This is a genomic window from Bacillus sp. SA1-12, assembly GCF_000981385.1.
In the GTDB taxonomy this organism is placed as follows: Bacteria; Bacillota; Bacilli; order Bacillales; family Bacillaceae; genus Metabacillus.
The window spans coordinates 45,543-64,824 of record NZ_LATZ01000018.1 but is presented as its reverse complement, the minus strand read 5'-3'; the positions used below and the strand labels follow the sequence as shown (position 1 = coordinate 64,824).

Below are 19,282 nucleotides of genomic sequence, written 5' to 3'. Positions count from 1 at the left end.
AATGAAAGCGTTCATTAAAATAAATGAGCAAGATAATGTTGCGGTTGCAATTCAACAGCTTAATGAAAATGAAAAGATCGACATTGATGGTACGGTTATTCTATTAAAGGAACCCATTCCAAAAGGACATAAATTCGCTCTGAAACCGATAAGAACCGGAGAAAATGTTATAAAATACGGCTTCCCGATTGGCCACGCAATAGAAGATATTGACACTGGTCACTGGGTGCATACGCAAAATACAAAAACAAACCTATCCGGTGTTGAAGAATATGAATATCTTCCAAAGAAGAAGGCACTAACCGAACAGCAAGAGGGTTTGTCCTTTAAAGGATACCGGAGAGATGATGGCCAGGTTGGAATCCGAAATGAATTGTGGATTGTTCCAACAGTTGGCTGTGTGAATGGAATTGCAGATCAAATTATTCGTGAATTCAAAGAAACGGTTGGGGATATCTCGCCATTTGAACATATCCAGGTTCTTAAGCATAATTACGGCTGTTCACAGCTAGGTGATGATCATGTCAATACCCGGACAATTTTGGGAAATGCAGTGAAGCATCCGAATGCTGGAGGTGTCTTAGTTTTAGGCCTTGGGTGTGAAAATAATGATATCCATGAATTTAGAGAGTCATTGGGTGAATACAATCAAGACCGTGTGAAATTTTTACTCTCTCAAGAGGTTTCAAATGAAATTGAAGAGGGTGTTAAACTTTTAGTGGAAATCTATGAGAATGCCAAAGAGGATACCCGTGAGGATATTTCGCTTTCAGAATTGAAAATTGGGTTAAAATGCGGCGGGTCTGATGGGTTCTCAGGAATAACGGCAAATCCATTACTTGGAAGACTTTCCGATTATCTCGTTGCCCAAGGAGCAACCACGGTGTTAACAGAAGTCCCGGAAATGTTTGGTGCTGAAAAGATTCTAATGGAACGAGCGGAAAATGAAAAAGTTTTTCAGGATATTGTTGAATTAATTAACGACTTTAAACGTTATTTCCAAAAGCATGACCAGCCTGTTTACGAAAATCCTTCACCTGGCAATAAAGCCGGCGGGATTACAACGCTTGAAGATAAATCTCTTGGCTGTACCCAAAAAGCGGGAACGGCTTCAGTAGTAGACGTTCTAAAATATGGTGAAAGATTAAAAGAAAGAGGCTTGAACCTACTAAGTGCGCCTGGAAATGATTTAGTTGCTTCTTCTGCTTTGGCTGCAGCGGGTTGCCAGCTTGTGTTGTTCACGACAGGAAGGGGGACACCATTTGGTACATTTGTCCCAACAATGAAAATCTCAACCAATTCGCAAATATTTGAAACAAAGCGACATTGGATTGATTTTAACGCAGGAACATTATTGGAAGGACAATCACCTGAAGACTTGTTAAAGGATTTTATCGCTTATATTATTAAGGTTGCAAGCGGTGAGCTTGTTAATCATGAAAAAAACAATTTCAGAGAAATTGCAATTTTTAAAACAGGTGTCACCTTATAACAAAAAAAGGACAGATGGCTTCTGTCCTTTTTGGTTGATATAGTTTACATAATAATGTTATAGTTTAGTACATTGTTGATTTTCTAGAAATATAGTGCAGACATTTATTTTTGGTGTTAATAGTTTACATAACAATGTTATTGTAACTTATTCTGCTTATTTTCTGGAAACATAGTTCACACCTTCATTTTTGATGTTTATCGCGTTTTATGTGCTTATGTTATCGCGTTTTCCAATACCGCCCGGTTTTTTAGGATCCATGAAGCCGATCTTGAACGCCATGCAAACCCCCAAAGAGGACCGACGCTTTCCGATGTAACGTTACCTTCAATTGCTTCGTTAGCTGTTTCGTGAACGACCACCTCAATTATTTTTTCGAAAAGACCGCTGCGCTCTTTTTTAGCAAGACCATATCCATCCACGATTAACCGTACTTGTTCGGCTCTTTTTTGCGGAGAGGGGAGGCCTTGAGAAATGGCAAGATCATCATCAACTAAATAAGGAAATAGCCAGCATGACCTAGATAGTTCAATTAATGGATCTACTGGACCAGTATATTCCCAGTCAATGAAAGCACATGGCTTCCCATTTTTCGTTAAAACATTCCAAGGTGAAATATCACAATGGCTTATGATAACGGGTTTTCCGATATCATGGATAAACCAGTCCTGCCAGCATGAGTTTTCTAACGGGGGAAACGCTTTCATTATATCGTGTAATGAGCGTATCATTTTTCCTAACTCAAATAATCCCTCATCGCTCCAGGGGGAGGGGTGGATCATATCACCGTTCATATACGTTAAGGCTTCTCGTCCGTCAGAGGAAAAACCTGAACCAACAAGTTGTGGTGCTTGAGTGAAGCCATGACGATGTAAATGATTTAACACATGATGAACATTTTTCGTCCACTTTCCTGCAGGCCTGAGCACAACGTCTGCCTTTTTACTGACTTCTTTTTGTTCAGAAAGAATTTTTTCAGTTGATTCATTACATTGGCTATTAGAAATCACTAATTTCCCACCTTTTTAGAAAGATTGGGGAAACTTCATTAATAGGAAGATAACATGTTATCCCCGCTGACCATATTATCCCTAGTTGTTTTAAAAGATGAATTCATATAATCGCCCCCTGTATTCTTAGATAAAGGCTCTGTAAAATTGCCCTATTAAATTAAGAATATCATAAATATGGTAATTTGAGAGCGGCAATAGGATGACTAATCAAAAAAAGACTGACCCATGAAAAAAATATATAGGATCTAGAATAGTAGAACCTCTATATATTAGTATCATTGGAGATTCAGCCTTTTTGAGACAATATTTTCGTCATTTAAATATAGTTAAGCATAAAACTTGTACTTAGTTACTGTGTCTTGCTCCTAGCTGCTCTAGGGGCAAAAGCTACTCATGAATGGACGGTAAGTACACTTTTTCTATTCATAAGCGTTAATTTGCCTTTGGCTGAGCAGGGCCATGAGCTTTTCTTATTTCCACCAACCATCAAACATAGTGGTCGGCAACTCACGTTTATGTTGAGAGGCTAGATAGCGTTTTTCAATTTTTTCAGCCGCTTCTTGAATAACCTGTTTCCCTTCCAAATAATCGTCTAATTCGTCATATGAAATGCCAAGCTCTGTTTCATCTGCCTGCAGAGGTTTGTTATCGAGCAGGTCAGCTGTAGGTGTTTTTAAATATAATCGCTCTGGAGCATCCAGTTCCTTCAGCAGGCTTTTACCTTGACGTTTCGTAAGACCGGTAAGCGGTAAAAGGTCTGCACCGCCATCACCATATTTTGTGAAGAAACCAGTAACTGCCTCAGCAGCATGGTCTGTTCCTATCACTAATAAACCGTTTTGCCCGCCAATCGCATATTGAGTAATCATGCGAACTCTTGCTTTTACATTCCCTTTATTAAAGTCCGTAAGTTCTTCACCAGCTGTAGTGTTAAATTTCTCCGCAAATGCGTCAACGGTACTTGAAATATCAAAGGCAATGCTTTCATCAGGTTTAATAAATGAAAGGGCAAGCTGTGCATCATCTTCATCTTTTTGGATACCATATGGGAGTCTTACAGCAATAAATTTTGCATCATAGCCTTCATTTCTAAGCTCCTCAACAGCAAGCTGTGCTAGACGGCCGGATAGGGTAGAGTCTTGCCCGCCGCTAATTCCTAGTACAAAGCCTTTCGCACCCGTTTTCTTTAGATAATCTTTTAAAAATTGAACTCGTGTTTCTATTTCTTCCTTAGGATTAATAGTTGCTTTTACATGTAAATCGTTCATTATTTGGTTTTGCAGGTTCATACGATCATTCCTCCTATTGGTATAATGAATGCTCTTTAATATAGTTATAGCATGATTCTGGTAAGAGATAACGCGGTTCTCCGCCAAGCGAAAGCTCCTCACGAATATAGCTGGAGCTAATCTCCATGGCAAGCCCTTTATCAATTAAATGAAAAGTTTCTCCATCATCATGATTCCGTAAAATAGGGGAGCCGCTGATTGCTTTGAGCATATTGATGCCATCTCTAGCCATGACAATAAATTTGTTTTCCTTCACAAGAAGGGTTGAATTTCCCCATTTTCCTTTACCGATATCAATTAGTAGATCAGCACCCATAATAAAATAAATCGTATCATGTTTGTATTTGTTTTTAAAATAGTTCAATGTTTCATAAGTCGATATGTTCCATGCTTCTAAATTCATTTCATAATCATCAGCAAGGAAAGCCTGGTTATTTTCTATCGCCATTTGCAGCATATTCCACCGGTGAATGTCCTCTGTTTGCATTTGTTTGTCTTTTCGTTTGCTTGAACATGGTAAGAAAATCACTTTATCAAGCTTGCAGCGATGTCTGACTGTGCTTGCTGTCCAAAGATGTACGTTTGTAATTGGATCAAAGGAAGATCCATAAATACCGATTTTCCCCATAGTGAACCTCCATGAATTATTTCGTGAAAAAACGCAGGTCTACTGATCATTCATTTGTACGGTTTGAAATCATCTTTTTCACTTTTTGTCTAACCTCTTCAATATTTTTCATTTTGTTATCCCAACACGCTTGGCTAAGGTCAACAGGATATTCCTCTGGATGAAGGGCGCGCTTATATTCATCCCACAGTAATTGTAAATTTTCCATCGTGTAGGCTTGCATTTGCCTGATCGTTGGCGTGTCATAGACAAGTTTGCCATTTTGGAAAATGGGGCAATGGAGTTCTTTTGCATCAAAATTAGTGACAAACTTGCTGATGAATGTATGAACAGGATGGAACATTTTTATTTTTCCTTCTTTTTCAGGATCTTCATGGAAGAGGGTAATATAATCACCTTCTGATTTATTGTTTAACCTATTAATGATCCGATAAACCTTTTTTAGGCCCGGAGTGGACACTTTTTCAGGATTGCCGCTTATTTTAATCGTATCAAGCATTTGTCCGTTTTCATCCTCAATCGAAACAAGCTTATAAACGGCACCTAATGCAGGCTGGTCATAGGCAGTAATCAGTTTGGTGCCAATTCCCCATATATCGATTTTTGCTCCTTGTGATTTAAGGTTAATCATTGTTTCTTCATCTAAATCATTGGAAGCGATTATTTTTGTATCATGGAAACCTGCCTGATCCAGCATTTTTCTTGCTTCTTTAGATAGGTAGGCTAAGTCGCCGCTATCAAGGCGAATGCCTTTAAATTCAATTTGATCGCCCAATTCCTTTGCAACTCTGATGGCGTTAGGGACGCCTGACTTTAATGTATCGTACGTATCAACAAGGAACACACAGCTTTTATGACGTCGAGCATATTTATGAAAGGCAATATATTCATCCTTATAAGCTTGAATAAATGCATGTGCATGCGTTCCGGAAACAGGGATTCCAAATAATTTACCTGCTCTGACATTTGAGGTTGCATCAAAGCCTCCTATAAATGCTGCTCTCGTACCCCAGATGGCCGCATCCAATTCATGTGCTCGTCTGGTGCCAAATTCCATTACAGTATCCTCACCGGCAACAAGTTTAATTCTCGCCGCTTTCGTAGCAATTAACGTTTGGTAATTTACGATATTCAGAATGGCTGTTTCAATCAGCTGTGCCTCCGCTAATGGAGCTTCAATTCTAATAATCGGCTCATTGCCAAAGACCATTTCACCTTCGATCACCGAATAGACATTTCCTGTAAAGCGAAGATTTTTTAAATATAATAGAAAGTCGTCCTTATAACCTAATTCATTCCGTAAATAGTCAATATCTGATTCACTAAAATGAAAATCTTGAAGGTATTGAATGATCCTTTCAAGTCCGGCAAAAACAGCAAAGCCATTTCCAAATGGAAGCTTTCGGAAATAAACTTCAAATACCGCTTTCCGGTCGTGTAAATGATCTTCCCAATAAGATTCTGTCATATTTATTTGATAAAGATCTGTGTGAAGTGCCAAGCTATCATCATTATAGGTATTCATCATCCTTGAATCCTCCTGCTAAAAATCATATTTCTCAAATGTTCTTATTTCATTCAATTATTGTAGCATTTAAACATGTTTTAAAGTGTGTTAACGCCCACTTATGGCCTTGCTCATTAAAGCTTGCTACTGCTTTTTCATGAACAACCACTTTAAATCCTTTATTATAAGCATCAACAGCTGTATGCAAAACACAAATATCTGTACATACACCGACAAGATGAAGCTCTGTTATACCTCGTTCCCGAAGTTTTAACTCAAGGTCTGTTCCCGCAAAAGCACTGTATCGTGTTTTATCCATCCAATAAACATGCTCTTTTTGGTTATTTTGTTGATAAACCTGTTCTAATTTTCCAAAAAGCTTGCGGCCTTCTGTATCCTTGATATTGTGAGGAGGAAATAACGTAGTTTCGGGATGAAAGGTATCTCCCTGATTATGAACATCAATAGCAAAGACAACAAACTCTTGATGATCAATAAATTCATTTGTTAACTTTACGATGTGTTCTTCAATCTCCTGACCCGGTTTTCCACATGTTAAGGCACCATTATCCGCGACAAAATCAACCGTATAATCAATATTTATCAAAGCTCTTTTCATCGTTTTAATCCTCCTAGTGTCCAACAGATTGGTTAATATCTGGCGGTGTATATCGGTTTTACGATATTCATTTCATTTGTAAAGCGATAGAGTTGTGTAGGAGTCTTTGATGTTCGTTGTGTTTTTTGACCCGGAACTTCTTCAATAAAAGGAAGTGTTTTTATTTTCCTTGAGAAAGCCTGATCACTCGTAATAGCAGGGTCATTCGTGACTGTTTTTAAAACAGCCTGTAATTCAGAATACGTAAAATGATCCTGTAAAAAATTCCTTGCAACCGTTGTCTGCAATAAGTCGTGCTTGATAACTGCGATTGCATCTTCAATAATTTGGCGGTGGTCGAAGGCTAAATCAAGCGACAGCACTTCATCAACAGAAAAAAGTTTTACATCTTCTGCATCATCATTTGCTCTGCGTTTAGCTAACTCATGCTCAGGTACTATCGCATAATGTGCATTTGAGATAATCCAGCCGCGAGGATCTCTGCCCGGTTGGTCATAGACGCCATAATGCTTAATATGAATGCTATTTACGCTCGTTTCTTCTTCAAGTTCTCGTTTTGCTGCTTCTAATGCTGATTCATTTGGTTGAACAAATCCGCCAGGTAATGCCCATTTTCCTGCTTCAATATTTGCGTGCCCCTCAGCATTTAATTTCGCTCTTTTAATAAGCATCAGCATTAACGCCATTTGCGGCGGCTTAAATTCTTTTACTTTAGAAGAAAGAATCGTGAAAACAGCAATATCAGAGGTGTACCCATCAGGTGTTCGAAATTGTTTGTGATCATATTGTTCTAATGTTTCTTTATTAGACATGGTACGCTCCTATTTGGTTTCTTTTAATTAACAAAATGTTAATTGTTAATTGCATTATATGTTAAATTTTGCACAAAGTCTACAGGTTTTATTAAAAATAGGGAGAAAGTTACATTGAAATTTAATTTGGGTGTTAGGAAGGGGGTTCTGCCGATGAAAGGGAGGAGGGATTATTTTATTGTTTCATTTAATGGAAGAAATTATTTGACATAAAAAAACCTGTCTAGATGGATAAATGGTTCCGTTTTGAGGTGCTTTTCCGAAAAATCGTGCCGAAATGACACTAGCTTTGCCATTGAAAATGGTAATAATAAAAGCAAAACTCGCCACAGTGAAGGAACGACCAAAAACTGGTTCGATATTATGGTGAAAAACAAGTGGTTAGAACAGCCGCCACTTGCTCCCAATAGAAAAGAACTTGCACAAGATAAATAGGATATGCCCCTCATTAGTGAGGGATTTAATTGCTTTTTAATTTAATTGTACAATACTTAATGTCCGTCATAAAAATAGATGTCAATTGCTATGTCAATAATCATTAATAACTCCAAATTCTTTGATAAATAAAGGAAATGACGTATGCCAATTCATACGTCATTTCTTATGTCTTTTATTAAGAAAGCACCTGAAAACGGAACATTCACTAAATGGAATAAACTCTTTTAGACAGCCCAGAGATTTATATTGATAAAATGATTTTATTTTTAGATGGATCAAATGTTATTTGCTGGTTATCTTCAAGAGAAATTTTTGCGCCTATTTTTTCTAGTTTTTCAATAGAAGCTTTTCGTTCTTCATCACTTGGAAATGTAATGGTAAATGTTTTTAAGCCAACTTCATTTTCAGTTGGTGCAGATGCTCCTGCACTTTGCCATGTATTTAGGCCGATATGGTGATGATAACCCCCAGTTGAAATAAATAAAGCTTGATGTCCGTACCGATTTACTGCCCGAAACCCTAGTGCCTGGTAAAATTCCTCTGATTCTTGAATAGATGAGACCTGAAGATGGATATGGCCCATAATCGTTTCAGATGGTAAGCCAATAAAAGTTTCACTGCTCCTTTGGGATAATAAATCCTCAGCATCAAGCGGATGGGTGGCCATTTCAATGGTACCGTCATTTTTTTTCCAAGTATCTTCTGGACGATCAGCATAAATTTCGATCCCATTTCCATCAGGATCTCCTAAATAAAGGGCCTCACTAACAAGGTGATCAGATGCCCCTTGAAGGGGATATCCCGATTTTAGCAGGTGATAAAGGACATTTGCCAATTCCATTCGATTTGGCAACAAAAGAGCTAGATGATATAATCCAGTCTTTCTTCCTGTGTTTCGAATAGGGTGATTGATTTCCTCAAGAACGACTAGCGTTGTTTTTCCGTCTGCTGTAAGATGTGCGACTTTATCGGTTTTCGTAAGAATTTTTAAACCAATAATTTCTTTATAAAATTGTATCGATTGATCTAAATGGCTGATTTTAAGATGAACTTCACTTACATAAGTGTTCGGTTGGCGATGAAAATTCATGGATAGCGACCTCCCTAAAAATAATAAACTTACTTTTTGATAGTAAGTATATAATAGTAAATTGTTTACGTCAAGAAATTAATGATATCTCTGTTAATAGAGCAGCAATGAATAAAAATGCATGGGTATTTATATATAACCATTCTTTTCTAATATAAAAGTTAGGTAAAAAAATTGTTGATTTCCCTGTAATATTGAAATGCAGTGTTATGTATAAGAAGCGATCTCTATTAAATGGAAGAGTAGGGACGTCGCAAGAGTTCTTGCGGATAAGGGATTCCTCCCTATATAGAGGGGATCCTGAACCAGTAATTGACAACAAGTTTTAATAGACAATAGAAAAAGAGAAAGTAACAAAATAAAGCAAAGGAAAATGGTTTGGGATTTTGTAAACGCTTTACTAGATAATTTTATAAAAATACAGAAAATTTAATAGAAAAACACTTGTCAAATTTACAATCTTTAAATATAATAAACCCATGTTATAAAAATCGACATTGAATGAGAGGTTATCTAACATGGCTGAAGCGGTTATTTCAAATCAAAAAAATGATACGGAAATTCTTTCTCAAATTAAAGAGACAATTAAAACGAAAAGCGTAGAACTTATACATCTTCAATTCGTAGATATTGAAGGGATTCTTAAAAATATTACTGTAACTGTTGATCAATTTGATGATGTTGTTGCAGGAAAGCAAATGTTCGATGGTTCTTCAGTAAAAGGTTTTTCGCCAATCAATAAATCAGATTTATACTTAATTCCAGACTTAGCAACGTTTGCAGTATTACCTTGGACAGTTGAAGAAGGATATTCAGAAGCGCGTTTCCTTTGTTCAGCAGCAAACCCGGACGGAACTCTTTTTGAAGGTGATACACGCAATGTGTTAAAAAAGACTGTTGAACGCGCTGCAGATAAAGGCTATTCCATCTCAGTTGGTCCTGAATTAGAATTCTTTTTATTCAAAGCAGATGAAAACGGAAATCCAACAATGGAATTAGGTGATAACGGCGGTTACTTCGAACCATCACCAAAGGATTTAGGTGAAAGAGTTCGTTTAGAAATCTACCGTGCATTAAAAGCAATGGGCTTTACAATTGAAGCATCTCACCATGAGGTAGCAGAAGGCCAGCATGAAATTAACTTTAAATATGCAGATGCTCTTGGCGCAGCTGATATGTCTACAACATATAAATGGGTTGTTAAAACAATCGCACAAAAATTCGGTTTGCATGCAACATTTATGCCAAAACCAGTATTTGGAATTAACGGATCCGGCATGCACGTTAATATGTCATTCTTTAAAGACGGTGAGAATGCATTCTTCGATCCAACTGACGAATTGCAATTATCACAAGAAGCATATTCATTTATTGCTGGTTTAATTGAAAATGTTAAAAGCTTTGCAGCGGTTACTAATCCGCTTGTTAACTCTTATAAGCGTTTAGTTCCAGGATATGAGGCGCCTTGCTATATCGCTTGGTCAGCATCTAACCGTTCTGCATTGATTCGTATTCCTGCGAAAAAAGGCATGGCAACTCGTGTTGAGCTTCGTTGTCCAGATCCATCTTCAAATCCATACTTAACATTTGCTGTTATTGCTTCAGCAGGTCTTGATGGAATTGAAAATGGATTACAAGCACCAGCTTCTATTAACGACGATATTTTCCATATGTCTGAAGAACGTCGTGCTGAATTAGGTATCGAAAACCTTCCAGGAAGCTTAGAAGCAGCGGTTGCTGAATTAGAAAACGGTGAAATTGGCCGTAAAACATTAGGCGACCACGTATTTGGTGAATATGTTGCAGCTAAAAAAGCTGAGTGGGACAGCTATCGTACTGCTGTACACACTTGGGAATTAACAAACTATCAAGCAAAATTCTAATTGATAACATTAGATGTCTAAAAAGGGTCTGACTCTTCCAACAAACACTTAGTTATGGGATGACTAACTATTTAGTTCCTGAATAAAGTGTTAGAGGGGTCAGACCCTTTGTTTTTAGACAGTCTTATATTTCAATGAAAATTGGCAGGATCATTGGTTTTCTTTTCGTTTTTTCAAATAAAAATTGCCCGACTGCCTTTTTAATTTTTTGCTTCATAACATTCCATTGGTATATACGATCATCTTGCAAGTCGTTTATCGTTGTTTTCACAAGGCGATTTATATCTTTTAAGAGATCCTCTGACTCTCTAGTATAGACGAAGCCGCGCGAAATTGTATCCGGGCCGGTAAGGATTTTTCGTTCATGCTTACTTATCGTTACGACGATGACAAGCATTCCATCTTCAGACAATTGTTTGCGGTCCCGTAAAACGATATCGCCGACATCTCCAACACCAACTCCATCTACAAAGGTATTTCCAGCAGGTATTTTTCGAGTTTGCCGCGCTTCCAGATGTTCAATATCAACGACATCACCATTGCTAATAATAAAAGTATTTCCATTCTCTACGCCAACAGACTCGGCCAATTGACGATGCTGGTGCAGCATTCTAAATTCACCATGGATTGGGATGAAATATTTCGGTTTCATTAGGGTAAGCATAAGCTTTAAATCCTCTTGATATCCATGCCCGGAAACATGCATTTTCGTTGAGCTTCCAGAGCCGTAAATAACCTTCGCTCCAAGGGAAAAGAGATTATCGATGATTTTTGAGACGTTTCGCTCATTTCCCGGTATTGGCGAAGCTGCTAATATGACGGTATCTCCAGGCAAGATATCGACATCGCGGTAACTTGAGCTGGATAAACGTGCAAGTGCAGCCAGCGGTTCTCCCTGACTACCAGTACATAGAATCGCTACATTTTCAGGGGCTAATTTATTAATCTCATGCGGTTCGATCAGCATATCATCAGGAACCGTTAAATAACCGCGCTGGATCGCAACATCCACGACATTGACCATACTCCGACCAAGTAATGCCAGCTTTCGATTTGTTTTTATAGCAGCATCAACTACCTGTTGGACACGGTTAATATTGGACGCGAAGGTAGAGATAATAACTTTTCGGTTTGCCTTCATAAAAGCTTCTTCGATATGATCGCCTACTATTCGCTCTGATGGGGTTATGCCTGCTCGTTCTGCATTCGTACTTTCAGATAATAGAACCAATACACCTTGCATGCCGATTTCAGCCATTTTGTGAATATCAGAATATTGATTGTTTACAGGTGTTAAATCAAATTTAAAATCTCCGGTATGGACGACATTCCCTTCAGGTGTATGGAAAACAATCCCTAAACAATCGGGAATACTATGATTTGTTTTAAAAAAGCTTACGCGTACCTTTTCAAACTCAAGGGCTGACTCTGAATCAATCTGAATCAGTTCAGTTTCTCGCAGCAGTTTATGTTCTTTTAATTTTAATTCTATTAAACCTAAGGTAAATCGAGTCGCATAAATAGGTACATTTAATTTTTTTAAGAAGTAAGGAATTCCGCCAATATGGTCTTCGTGTCCATGTGTAACAATTAAAGCTCTGATTTTATCTTTGTTTTCTAGTAAGTAGGTAATGTCAGGGATAATTAAGTCAATACCTAACAGGCTTTCATCTGGAAATTTGGAACCGCAATCAATGATGATGATCTCGTTTGAATACTCGATTGCATACATGTTTTTTCCGATTTCATTTACCCCGCCTAAAGCAAAAATGGATAATATCTCCTTATTTGTACTCAATATGATATCCTCCCATATGTAATTAGAAAAGCATAAGGCGTTAAGTATTAGGTGACAAGCTTATGGCGAACAGGATAGAAGGTATTCTTTATTACCTCTAATTCCTGCTTGACTAGATCCTTGCGACTGGCAAAAACGGTACGTCAATTGCCATCATTGCACTTGTCCTTCATGTGCTTCGCCGATGGCACCAGAAGCCAGACACTAACACTAAATAATCTTTTATACCTGCTTATCTTTGAAATAAGTATAGTATTCCCTATTTATCGTTCATTATCACTAGTTGTTTAAAATGTAAAATGAATCGAATTTCACAGAAGTTGAGTTAGATGAATTCTTCCTTTATAATAATAAATAGAATCGTACTTTTTCTAAAGATAGGGCGGTGGTTAAATGAACAACACTAGCGCAACAAACGTCATAGAAAAGTTTTCAGAATGGCAAAAAGAACTAGGTAAAGCTGAAGGTACAGTTAAAACCTATGTAGGGATTTTAGAAAAGTTTCAAGCGTGGTTACATGAAAAGGACTCAAGCCTGAATCAGATCTCTGCGAATGACGTTCAATTGTATATGAACCATTTAGAAGAACAGCAAAAAAGTGCAGGTACGATCGAAAAATATCTTGCAGCCATTAGTGTTTTTTCCCGCTATTTAGGGAGATCTGAAATTATTACCGGTATTCATAAAAAGGAAAAAATAAAAGACACAGACATTCCTGATTCTCTGGAAGAAACAGAGGAAAAGCGATTATTATTAGAGGTTGAATTAGAAGGTAATCTTCGAAATATAGCAATTGTCTATACGCTTTTGTACACTGGTATTCGAATATCAGAATTATGTGCATTAAATGTAGAGGATATTGAAATAAACAATAAAAAAGGAACCCTTTTTGTGAAAAATAATAAAGGGGAGCTTGAGAGAATCATTCCATTATCGAAAGAAGTAACGAATCACTTGAAAAAATATATTTATTCACTAAGCACCAATCAATCAGCATTATTTGTTTCAAATGCTCATAAACGGATCTCAACCAGAGCTGTGCAATATATGCTGCAAAAATACAATGTAAACCCACATAAATTACGGCACACGTTTTGTCAAAAACTCATTAATAAAGGGATCGATATCCAAACTGTAGCGAAATTGGCAGGACACAAAGATATTAATGTAACAAAAAGATATGCCAGCGCTTTAGAGCCAAATTTAAAGAATGCTATTGATCGGGCTTTTTCATAAAAGATACACACGGGTGCTTTGTCATAGTGTGCAGGGAACCTTTTATGGACGATAAATAGGGTGTCTCAAAAGTTTGTTGAAATAGCAATCTTTTGAGACACCCGATGAAGAAATCAATCAATATGCTTCTTAAAAATGTTAGTGATCATCTGATTCCTCATCAAGCACATGCTCGTCTATATTTTCTTTAAAAGCAAAAGATAGAAGCAGTGAAACTAAAATGCCGCCGCCGATTAAATTTCCAATGGAAGCGGGTATGATATTAAAGAAAATTAATTCTGACCAACTGTATGTAAATCCTTCAAGTACGGTAATGCTAAAATACCCCATATTTGCTACAGCATGTTGGAAATTCCCTGCTTCAAAAATGATAACCGGCAGAAATATGCCTAAAATTTTCCCGGCAACATCTCTGGCAGCTGTTGCTAGAACGGCAGCCATACCAATCAACCAATTCGCTAAAATCCCTGAAAAGAGAACTTGAAACCAACCCCATGTTCCTCGCTCAGTAAACTGCATTTTTTTCTTCATAAAGCCGAGTAGACCTTCATAAAACTCTTTATCTAATGAACCTGATAGATTAAGTAAAAAACCAACAAAAAGGGCTCCTAGAAAATTTCCAAGATAACAAACAAGCCAAAATCGTAACACCTTTTTACTAAGCCAGTATTTGCTATATAGAATATAGCTTGGCAGTAAAACATTAATTTCTGTAAACAGGATAGAACCTGATAAAAAAATCATTGCATACCCCATAGCGAAACCGATTCCGGATAAAAGGTTATAATACCCGTCAATTTTAATATTTGCCGACATTAAAACGGAAGCGAGTGCGCCAAAGGATATAAACGCTCCTGCCATGATTGAAAGGATGAATTGGGAGCGTTTTGTCATTTGCTGTGTTTCTTTCCCTTTCAAAATAAATGATTCGATAATTTGTTCTGGGAAGTAATATTGTCTATCAGGATATAGATGATCTTGCTCTAAATTTTCATTTTTTTTATTCATCATATTCACCATCGTTTTTAAAAAAACAGTTCCCCTTGATTACAAACCGTAAACCTACAATTTATAAAGATAGTTAGCTCAAAGCCCTTTGCTGATTTTGTTTTATTTGATTGGAATGTATCGTGAGGCTCTCAGAAAGGAACTGGACAAGAGGACCTAAAGATGTCAATGCGTTGAGAAGGCTTCCAGATCACCGCTCAAGATGAGCGTCAGTAGCTAAAATCTGCAGGCTGGACTGTCATGCAATAAAGGTAATCATTTTTGGTAAGGTCACCTAAAAGTGAAAAAAGTTGAAAACGAGCCATACTAAAGAGGAAAAGTTTACTAGAAAATTGCAGAGGGTAAACAATTAGTACATTCGTTGAAAACATTAGCAAAAGATGTAAAAAAAGGAGTTGAATATAATGGATGTATTTTTCACCTATTTACTAGTTTCGAGTACGACTCCATTGTTTCTTTGGAAGGAAAGGAGAACATTAGCCATCCTCCATATTCCAGTAGTTGCCGCAATGTGGGGGGTCTATCTCACATATATAAACATGGATTTAGGTGAATTAGGACATTACCTATTTGGATTCACTTTTGTAGTGAATGTCGTCATCGCACACTTAACGATCTACCATGTTTTTGTAAAACGATTCTTTAATAAGAAAATGAGAAATATAAGAGATTATTAAATAAACATGATTTTTTCATTCGGTAACGTTAGTATGCGAAGCAAGTTTCATTCCTGCTTCGCTTTTCTTTTTATATAGGATGGTGAGAAGAGGATTAGAATGTTCCGTATGAGGGAATAGAATACTATTGGGTTATAAAATTGTATTCCAGGATGGAAGGACGTAATTGTATGTTTGAATTTATACTTACTACATTAAATAGCCTTGGAATTTGGGGATTGTTTTTAGGACTGGCCCTTGAGGCATCATCACTTCCTTTTCCAGGAGTGCTTTTTGTATTAACTTATGGATATCTATTAAAACCTTCATGGGGAATGGTCGCTATTTTAACAATAACAGGCAGCTTCGTTTATACTATTTTTAGCTATATTCCATATTTCATAGGATTAAAATTACAAGATAATCTTAAACAAGAAAAATATGAGAAAAAAATAAAAAGAGCGAAGGCATGGTTTGATAAATATGGGGAATGGACCATTTCACTTTCGCGAATTTTAGGAGTCGGAAATTATATTTCTTATTTTGCAGGAATGATAAAAGTGAACCCTTGGAGATATGGGGTGCTTACTTTTATCGGAATTCTCCCATGGGTCTTATTTATGCTTATTCTTGGGAGAGCCGGGATTATTAAAACGGTTATCGATTTATTTACGAGTATTCAAAAATACCTAGTAATCGGACTGGCGCTAGGATTGATTGTTTATCTAGTTTACCGGTTTAAGAAAAATCCCGAAAATAGTCCGAATTAAGGCCGTTATATTCTATGGGTGAAAAAACATAAAAAAAGTAATAAAAAAGAAAAAAACTTTGTTTATCCGATAGACAAACTAAGTAAATGATGGTACTATATCTATAAGAATTAAATATTAACAATCTACCTGATGTAAGCGATAACAAGCAGGTTGTTAATGACCAATCAACATACAATGTCCAGGAGGAATAAACATGGCTTATTTTGAAACGATTAATAAAATCCAATATGAAGGTGCTAGTTCAAAAAATCCATTATCGTTTAAGTATTACAATCCAGAAGAAGTCATTAACGGAAAAACAATGGAAGAGATTCTTCGCTTTTCTGTTGCATATTGGCATACTTTTACAGCAGATGGAACAGATCCATTTGGCGTTGGAACAGCCATCCGCCCATGGAATCATCTCCAAGGAATGGATTTAGCTAAAGCTCGTGTCGAAGCAGCATTTGAATTATTTGAAAAGCTGAACGTTCCTTTCTTCTGCTTCCATGATGTAGATATCGCACCTGAAGGAGCAACATTAAAAGAAACGTATCAAAACTTAGATACAATTGTAGCAATGATTAAGGAATATATGAGCACAAGCAAAACAAAGCTTTTATGGAACACGGCTAATATGTTCACACATCCGCGATATGTACACGGAGCAGCAACTTCGAACAATGCTGATGTATTTGCTTATTCTGCTGCAAAGGTTAAAAAAGGCTTGGAGATTGGGAAAGAACTTGGTGCAGAGAATTATGTATTCTGGGGCGGCCGTGAGGGCTATGAAACACTGTTAAATACAAATATGCAGTTGGAACAGGATAATCTTGCCCGCTTCTTCCATATGGCGGTTGATTATGCGAAAGAAATTGGTTTTGATGCACCATTCTTAATTGAACCAAAACCGAAAGAGCCTACAAAGCATCAATATGATTTTGATGTAGCAACAGGTCTTGCTTTCTTGCAAAAATATGATTTAACAGATTACTTTAAATTTAATATTGAGGCGAATCATGCTACTCTTGCAGGACATACATTCGAACACGAATTACGTGTTGCCCGCATTAACAATATGTTAGGTTCTGTTGATGCAAACCAAGGAGATACATTATTAGGCTGGGATACAGATGAGTTCCCGACAGACTTGTACACAACAACTCTTGCTATGTATGAAATTTTGAAAAATGGCGGCTTAGGCAAAGGCGGACTTAACTTTGATGCAAAAGTAAGAAGGGGTTCATTTGAAGCTGAAGATCTTTTCCACGCACATATTGCAGGTATGGATAGCTTTGCTATTGGATTAAAAGTAGCTAATAAGCTGATTGAAGACAATGTTTTAGATGGATTCGTTGAGCAGCGCTACAGCAGCTATTCAGAAGGCATTGGTCTTGAGATCGTTGAAGGCAAAGCAGACTTCCGTAAATTAGAGGAGTATGCATTACAATTAGGTGAAATTAAAAACGAATCTGGCCGTCAAGAACGATTAAAGGCATTAGTAAATCAATATTTATTAGAAACATTAGCAAATGTTACTGTTTAAATAATATCCAAAGAGGATGACTTAAGGAAGAGAAGACCTTCTTAAAGTTATCCTCTTTTTTATGAATGATGAACAGAAAATATAAATTGAATCACGATAGCCTATCCACTATAATAAATGATAAATTACCATACTAGCATAAATACATAATCAGAGCGGTGTGTGAATGAGGTGAAGCATTGGTATTATTTGATGGTAGAAGCGGTGGTTCAACAAGCAATTATATCTATCAAACATTAAAAGAGCAAATTATCAATTTAACATTAGAACCCGGAACGAAAATGTCCGAGAAAGAAATTGCAGATCAGCTTAAGGTAAGCAGAACTCCAGTGAGGGAATCTTTTTTGAAATTATCGCAAGAGGAACTTTTAGAGATATATCCGCAGCGAGGAACGTTTGTTTCACGCATTGACCTTGCCCATGTGGAGGAATCTCGATTTGTTAGAGAAAATATTGAGAAAGCAATCGTTCGATTAGCTTGTGAAAAATTATCTGAAGATGATTTATTTCAATTGGAAGTTAATATTACTATGCAAGAAGCCTGTGAAAAAAAGGCTAATTATATTAAGTTATTTGAATTAGATGATGAGTTTCATAAAATCTTATATGATGCATGTAATAAACAAAGGACATGGAACATGCTTCAGCAAATGAGCAGTCATTTTAAACGGCTTCGTTTATTGCGTCTTTCCTCAAATCCAGATTGGAATATCATTATTTCACAGCATAAACAAATTTTTGAATTGGTTAAAAATAATGAACCGGATCAGGTAGAAAAAGCGATGACAGAGCATCTGCGGCTGGTTGTTATTGAAAAGGAACTTATAAAACAGCGTTATCCAACTTATTTTAAATAGGAGTTTGCGAAGGATTACAAAACCTTTCGAATGTAAGAGGCTTCACTTTCGGGAAGCCTCTTTTATATGGTGAGAATCTTTTCCGATACGCTGAGGGTTAGTTCACATGCATCAGAACTTGCTCTTTAGTAGAAATTTATAATGGAATCATGCTATAGTTTTGATATTAAATCTTAGAGGGTGTTAACATGTTTTATGTTGTGTTAGATCTTGGCTGTGCCGAATGTGGAGAAAGCTCAAATATACTTGGTATATTTACAACACTTGAGGCAGCTAAAAGTGCTCAAGAAGAGTATATAGAAAAAAATCGCTTGGACGAATATTCAGATCATGAATTTTTTATCTATAAAATAGATCAATTAAATAAAATTTATCATAATAGTTTTGAACATCTTGCTGAATAAACGCAACATACAATCCCTTTCATCATATAGTGTAGAAAAAGGGGTTTCTATATGGAAAAATATTATTGTTCAAACTGTATGTTGCTTAATGATGAGAATGAGGCTTGTTTACAATGCGGCCGAAAAGAACTAAAACGTATTACGATAAATGTTCATAATCAACAGTCAAAATATCACGCTGAAGAGTAAATGACAGTGGCCTTTCGCTGTCATTTTTTGCTTATAACTAAGAAGAAAAGAATCTAGGCTATCGC

The 19,282-nt window shown here is 36.7% G+C and carries 17 protein-coding genes; 8 read left to right on the top strand and 9 right to left on the bottom strand.

What is annotated here, in order from left to right; all coding sequences use genetic code 11:
* Position 1 precedes the first annotated feature (1 nt).
* Positions 2-1,492, top strand: a complete 1,491-nt coding sequence (locus tag WQ54_RS12365) for a UxaA family hydrolase (RefSeq protein WP_046516980.1) — start codon at positions 2-4, stop codon at positions 1,490-1,492.
* A 215-nt stretch (positions 1,493-1,707) separates the two neighbouring features.
* Here WQ54_RS12365 and WQ54_RS12360 read toward each other — a convergent pair whose 3' ends face one another.
* The 7 genes from WQ54_RS12360 to WQ54_RS12330 all read right to left on the bottom strand — a co-directional run bounded on the left by WQ54_RS12360 (position 1,708) and on the right by WQ54_RS12330 (position 8,888).
* A complete protein-coding gene (locus WQ54_RS12360; RefSeq protein WP_046516978.1) occupies positions 1,708-2,502 on the bottom strand; it encodes an aminoglycoside phosphotransferase family protein in 795 nt (264 codons plus the stop codon).
* A gap of 473 nt (positions 2,503-2,975) precedes the next feature.
* A complete protein-coding gene (gene nadE, locus WQ54_RS12355) occupies positions 2,976-3,794 on the bottom strand; it encodes an ammonia-dependent NAD(+) synthetase (protein ID WP_046516975.1) in 819 nt (272 codons plus the stop codon).
* 13 nt (positions 3,795-3,807) lie between these two features.
* Positions 3,808-4,422, bottom strand: a complete 615-nt coding sequence (gene nadD, locus WQ54_RS12350) for a nicotinate (nicotinamide) nucleotide adenylyltransferase (protein WP_046516974.1) — start codon at positions 4,420-4,422, stop codon at positions 3,808-3,810.
* Between the two features lie 46 nt (positions 4,423-4,468).
* Entirely contained in the window at positions 4,469-5,947 is a 1,479-nt protein-coding gene (locus WQ54_RS12345; protein ID WP_156177911.1) for a nicotinate phosphoribosyltransferase, read from the bottom strand.
* Between the two features lie 49 nt (positions 5,948-5,996).
* Positions 5,997-6,548 (bottom strand): cysteine hydrolase family protein, encoded by a 552-nt coding sequence (locus WQ54_RS12340; RefSeq protein WP_046516970.1) that lies wholly within the window; start codon positions 6,546-6,548, stop codon positions 5,997-5,999.
* A 32-nt stretch (positions 6,549-6,580) separates the two neighbouring features.
* A complete protein-coding gene (locus WQ54_RS12335; RefSeq protein WP_046516968.1) occupies positions 6,581-7,360 on the bottom strand; it encodes an NUDIX domain-containing protein in 780 nt (259 codons plus the stop codon).
* A gap of 679 nt (positions 7,361-8,039) precedes the next feature.
* Positions 8,040-8,888 (bottom strand): VOC family protein, encoded by an 849-nt coding sequence (locus tag WQ54_RS12330; RefSeq protein WP_046516966.1) that lies wholly within the window; start codon positions 8,886-8,888, stop codon positions 8,040-8,042.
* Positions 8,889-9,406: 518 nt separating this feature from the next.
* On the opposite strand from WQ54_RS12330, the gene glnA reads away from it, so the two are divergent.
* Positions 9,407-10,771 (top strand): type I glutamate--ammonia ligase, encoded by a 1,365-nt coding sequence (gene glnA, locus WQ54_RS12325; RefSeq protein ID WP_046516965.1) that lies wholly within the window; start codon positions 9,407-9,409, stop codon positions 10,769-10,771.
* A gap of 124 nt (positions 10,772-10,895) precedes the next feature.
* On the opposite strand, the gene WQ54_RS12320 is transcribed toward glnA, so the two are convergent.
* A complete protein-coding gene (locus WQ54_RS12320) occupies positions 10,896-12,569 on the bottom strand; it encodes a ribonuclease J (RefSeq protein ID WP_046516963.1) in 1,674 nt (557 codons plus the stop codon).
* 393 nt (positions 12,570-12,962) lie between these two features.
* Here WQ54_RS12320 and WQ54_RS12315 point away from each other — a divergent pair, with 393 nt between their 5' ends.
* On the top strand, positions 12,963-13,805 hold the full coding sequence (locus WQ54_RS12315; protein WP_046516961.1) for a tyrosine-type recombinase/integrase: 843 nt from the start codon (positions 12,963-12,965) through the stop codon (positions 13,803-13,805).
* A 138-nt stretch (positions 13,806-13,943) separates the two neighbouring features.
* On the opposite strand, the gene WQ54_RS12310 is transcribed toward WQ54_RS12315, so the two are convergent.
* Positions 13,944-14,816 carry a formate/nitrite transporter family protein gene (locus tag WQ54_RS12310; RefSeq protein ID WP_231597518.1) on the bottom strand — a complete coding sequence of 291 codons (873 nt, stop codon included), beginning with the start codon at positions 14,814-14,816 and terminating at the stop codon, positions 13,944-13,946.
* Between the two features lie 401 nt (positions 14,817-15,217).
* Between WQ54_RS12310 and WQ54_RS12305 the strand changes: the two genes are divergently transcribed.
* The 5 genes from WQ54_RS12305 to WQ54_RS12285 all read left to right on the top strand — a co-directional run bounded on the left by WQ54_RS12305 (position 15,218) and on the right by WQ54_RS12285 (position 19,028).
* On the top strand, positions 15,218-15,490 hold the full coding sequence (locus WQ54_RS12305) for a spore morphogenesis/germination protein YwcE (RefSeq protein WP_046516957.1): 273 nt from the start codon (positions 15,218-15,220) through the stop codon (positions 15,488-15,490).
* A 170-nt stretch (positions 15,491-15,660) separates the two neighbouring features.
* Positions 15,661-16,239: a DedA family protein gene (locus tag WQ54_RS12300; RefSeq protein ID WP_046516955.1), complete on the top strand. Its 579-nt coding sequence runs from the start codon at positions 15,661-15,663 to the stop codon at positions 16,237-16,239.
* 196 nt (positions 16,240-16,435) lie between these two features.
* A complete protein-coding gene (xylA, locus tag WQ54_RS12295) occupies positions 16,436-17,767 on the top strand; it encodes a xylose isomerase (RefSeq protein ID WP_046516953.1) in 1,332 nt (443 codons plus the stop codon).
* A 179-nt stretch (positions 17,768-17,946) separates the two neighbouring features.
* Positions 17,947-18,624 (top strand): GntR family transcriptional regulator, encoded by a 678-nt coding sequence (locus WQ54_RS12290; RefSeq protein ID WP_046516951.1) that lies wholly within the window; start codon positions 17,947-17,949, stop codon positions 18,622-18,624.
* Between the two features lie 188 nt (positions 18,625-18,812).
* Positions 18,813-19,028 (top strand): hypothetical protein, encoded by a 216-nt coding sequence (locus WQ54_RS12285; RefSeq protein ID WP_046516949.1) that lies wholly within the window; start codon positions 18,813-18,815, stop codon positions 19,026-19,028.
* Positions 19,029-19,282: the final 254 nt, after the last annotated feature.

Coding starts and splice junctions, on each gene's coding strand:
- WQ54_RS12365 (WP_046516980.1), top strand. CDS start 2: ATGAAAGCGTTCATTAAAATAAATGAGCAAGATAATGTTGCGGTTGCA.
- nadE (WP_046516975.1), bottom strand. CDS start 3,794: ATGAACCTGCAAAACCAAATAATGAACGATTTACATGTAAAAGCAACT.
- nadD (WP_046516974.1), bottom strand. CDS start 4,422: ATGGGGAAAATCGGTATTTATGGATCTTCCTTTGATCCAATTACAAAC.
- WQ54_RS12345 (WP_156177911.1), bottom strand. CDS start 5,947: ATGAATACCTATAATGATGATAGCTTGGCACTTCACACAGATCTTTAT.
- WQ54_RS12340 (WP_046516970.1), bottom strand. CDS start 6,548: ATGAAAAGAGCTTTGATAAATATTGATTATACGGTTGATTTTGTCGCG.
- WQ54_RS12335 (WP_046516968.1), bottom strand. CDS start 7,360: ATGTCTAATAAAGAAACATTAGAACAATATGATCACAAACAATTTCGA.
- WQ54_RS12330 (WP_046516966.1), bottom strand. CDS start 8,888: ATGAATTTTCATCGCCAACCGAACACTTATGTAAGTGAAGTTCATCTT.
- glnA (WP_046516965.1), top strand. CDS start 9,407: ATGGCTGAAGCGGTTATTTCAAATCAAAAAAATGATACGGAAATTCTT.
- WQ54_RS12315 (WP_046516961.1), top strand. CDS start 12,963: ATGAACAACACTAGCGCAACAAACGTCATAGAAAAGTTTTCAGAATGG.
- WQ54_RS12310 (WP_231597518.1), bottom strand. CDS start 14,816: ATGATGAATAAAAAAAATGAAAATTTAGAGCAAGATCATCTATATCCT.
- WQ54_RS12305 (WP_046516957.1), top strand. CDS start 15,218: ATGGATGTATTTTTCACCTATTTACTAGTTTCGAGTACGACTCCATTG.
- WQ54_RS12300 (WP_046516955.1), top strand. CDS start 15,661: ATGTTTGAATTTATACTTACTACATTAAATAGCCTTGGAATTTGGGGA.
- xylA (WP_046516953.1), top strand. CDS start 16,436: ATGGCTTATTTTGAAACGATTAATAAAATCCAATATGAAGGTGCTAGT.
- WQ54_RS12285 (WP_046516949.1), top strand. CDS start 18,813: ATGTTTTATGTTGTGTTAGATCTTGGCTGTGCCGAATGTGGAGAAAGC.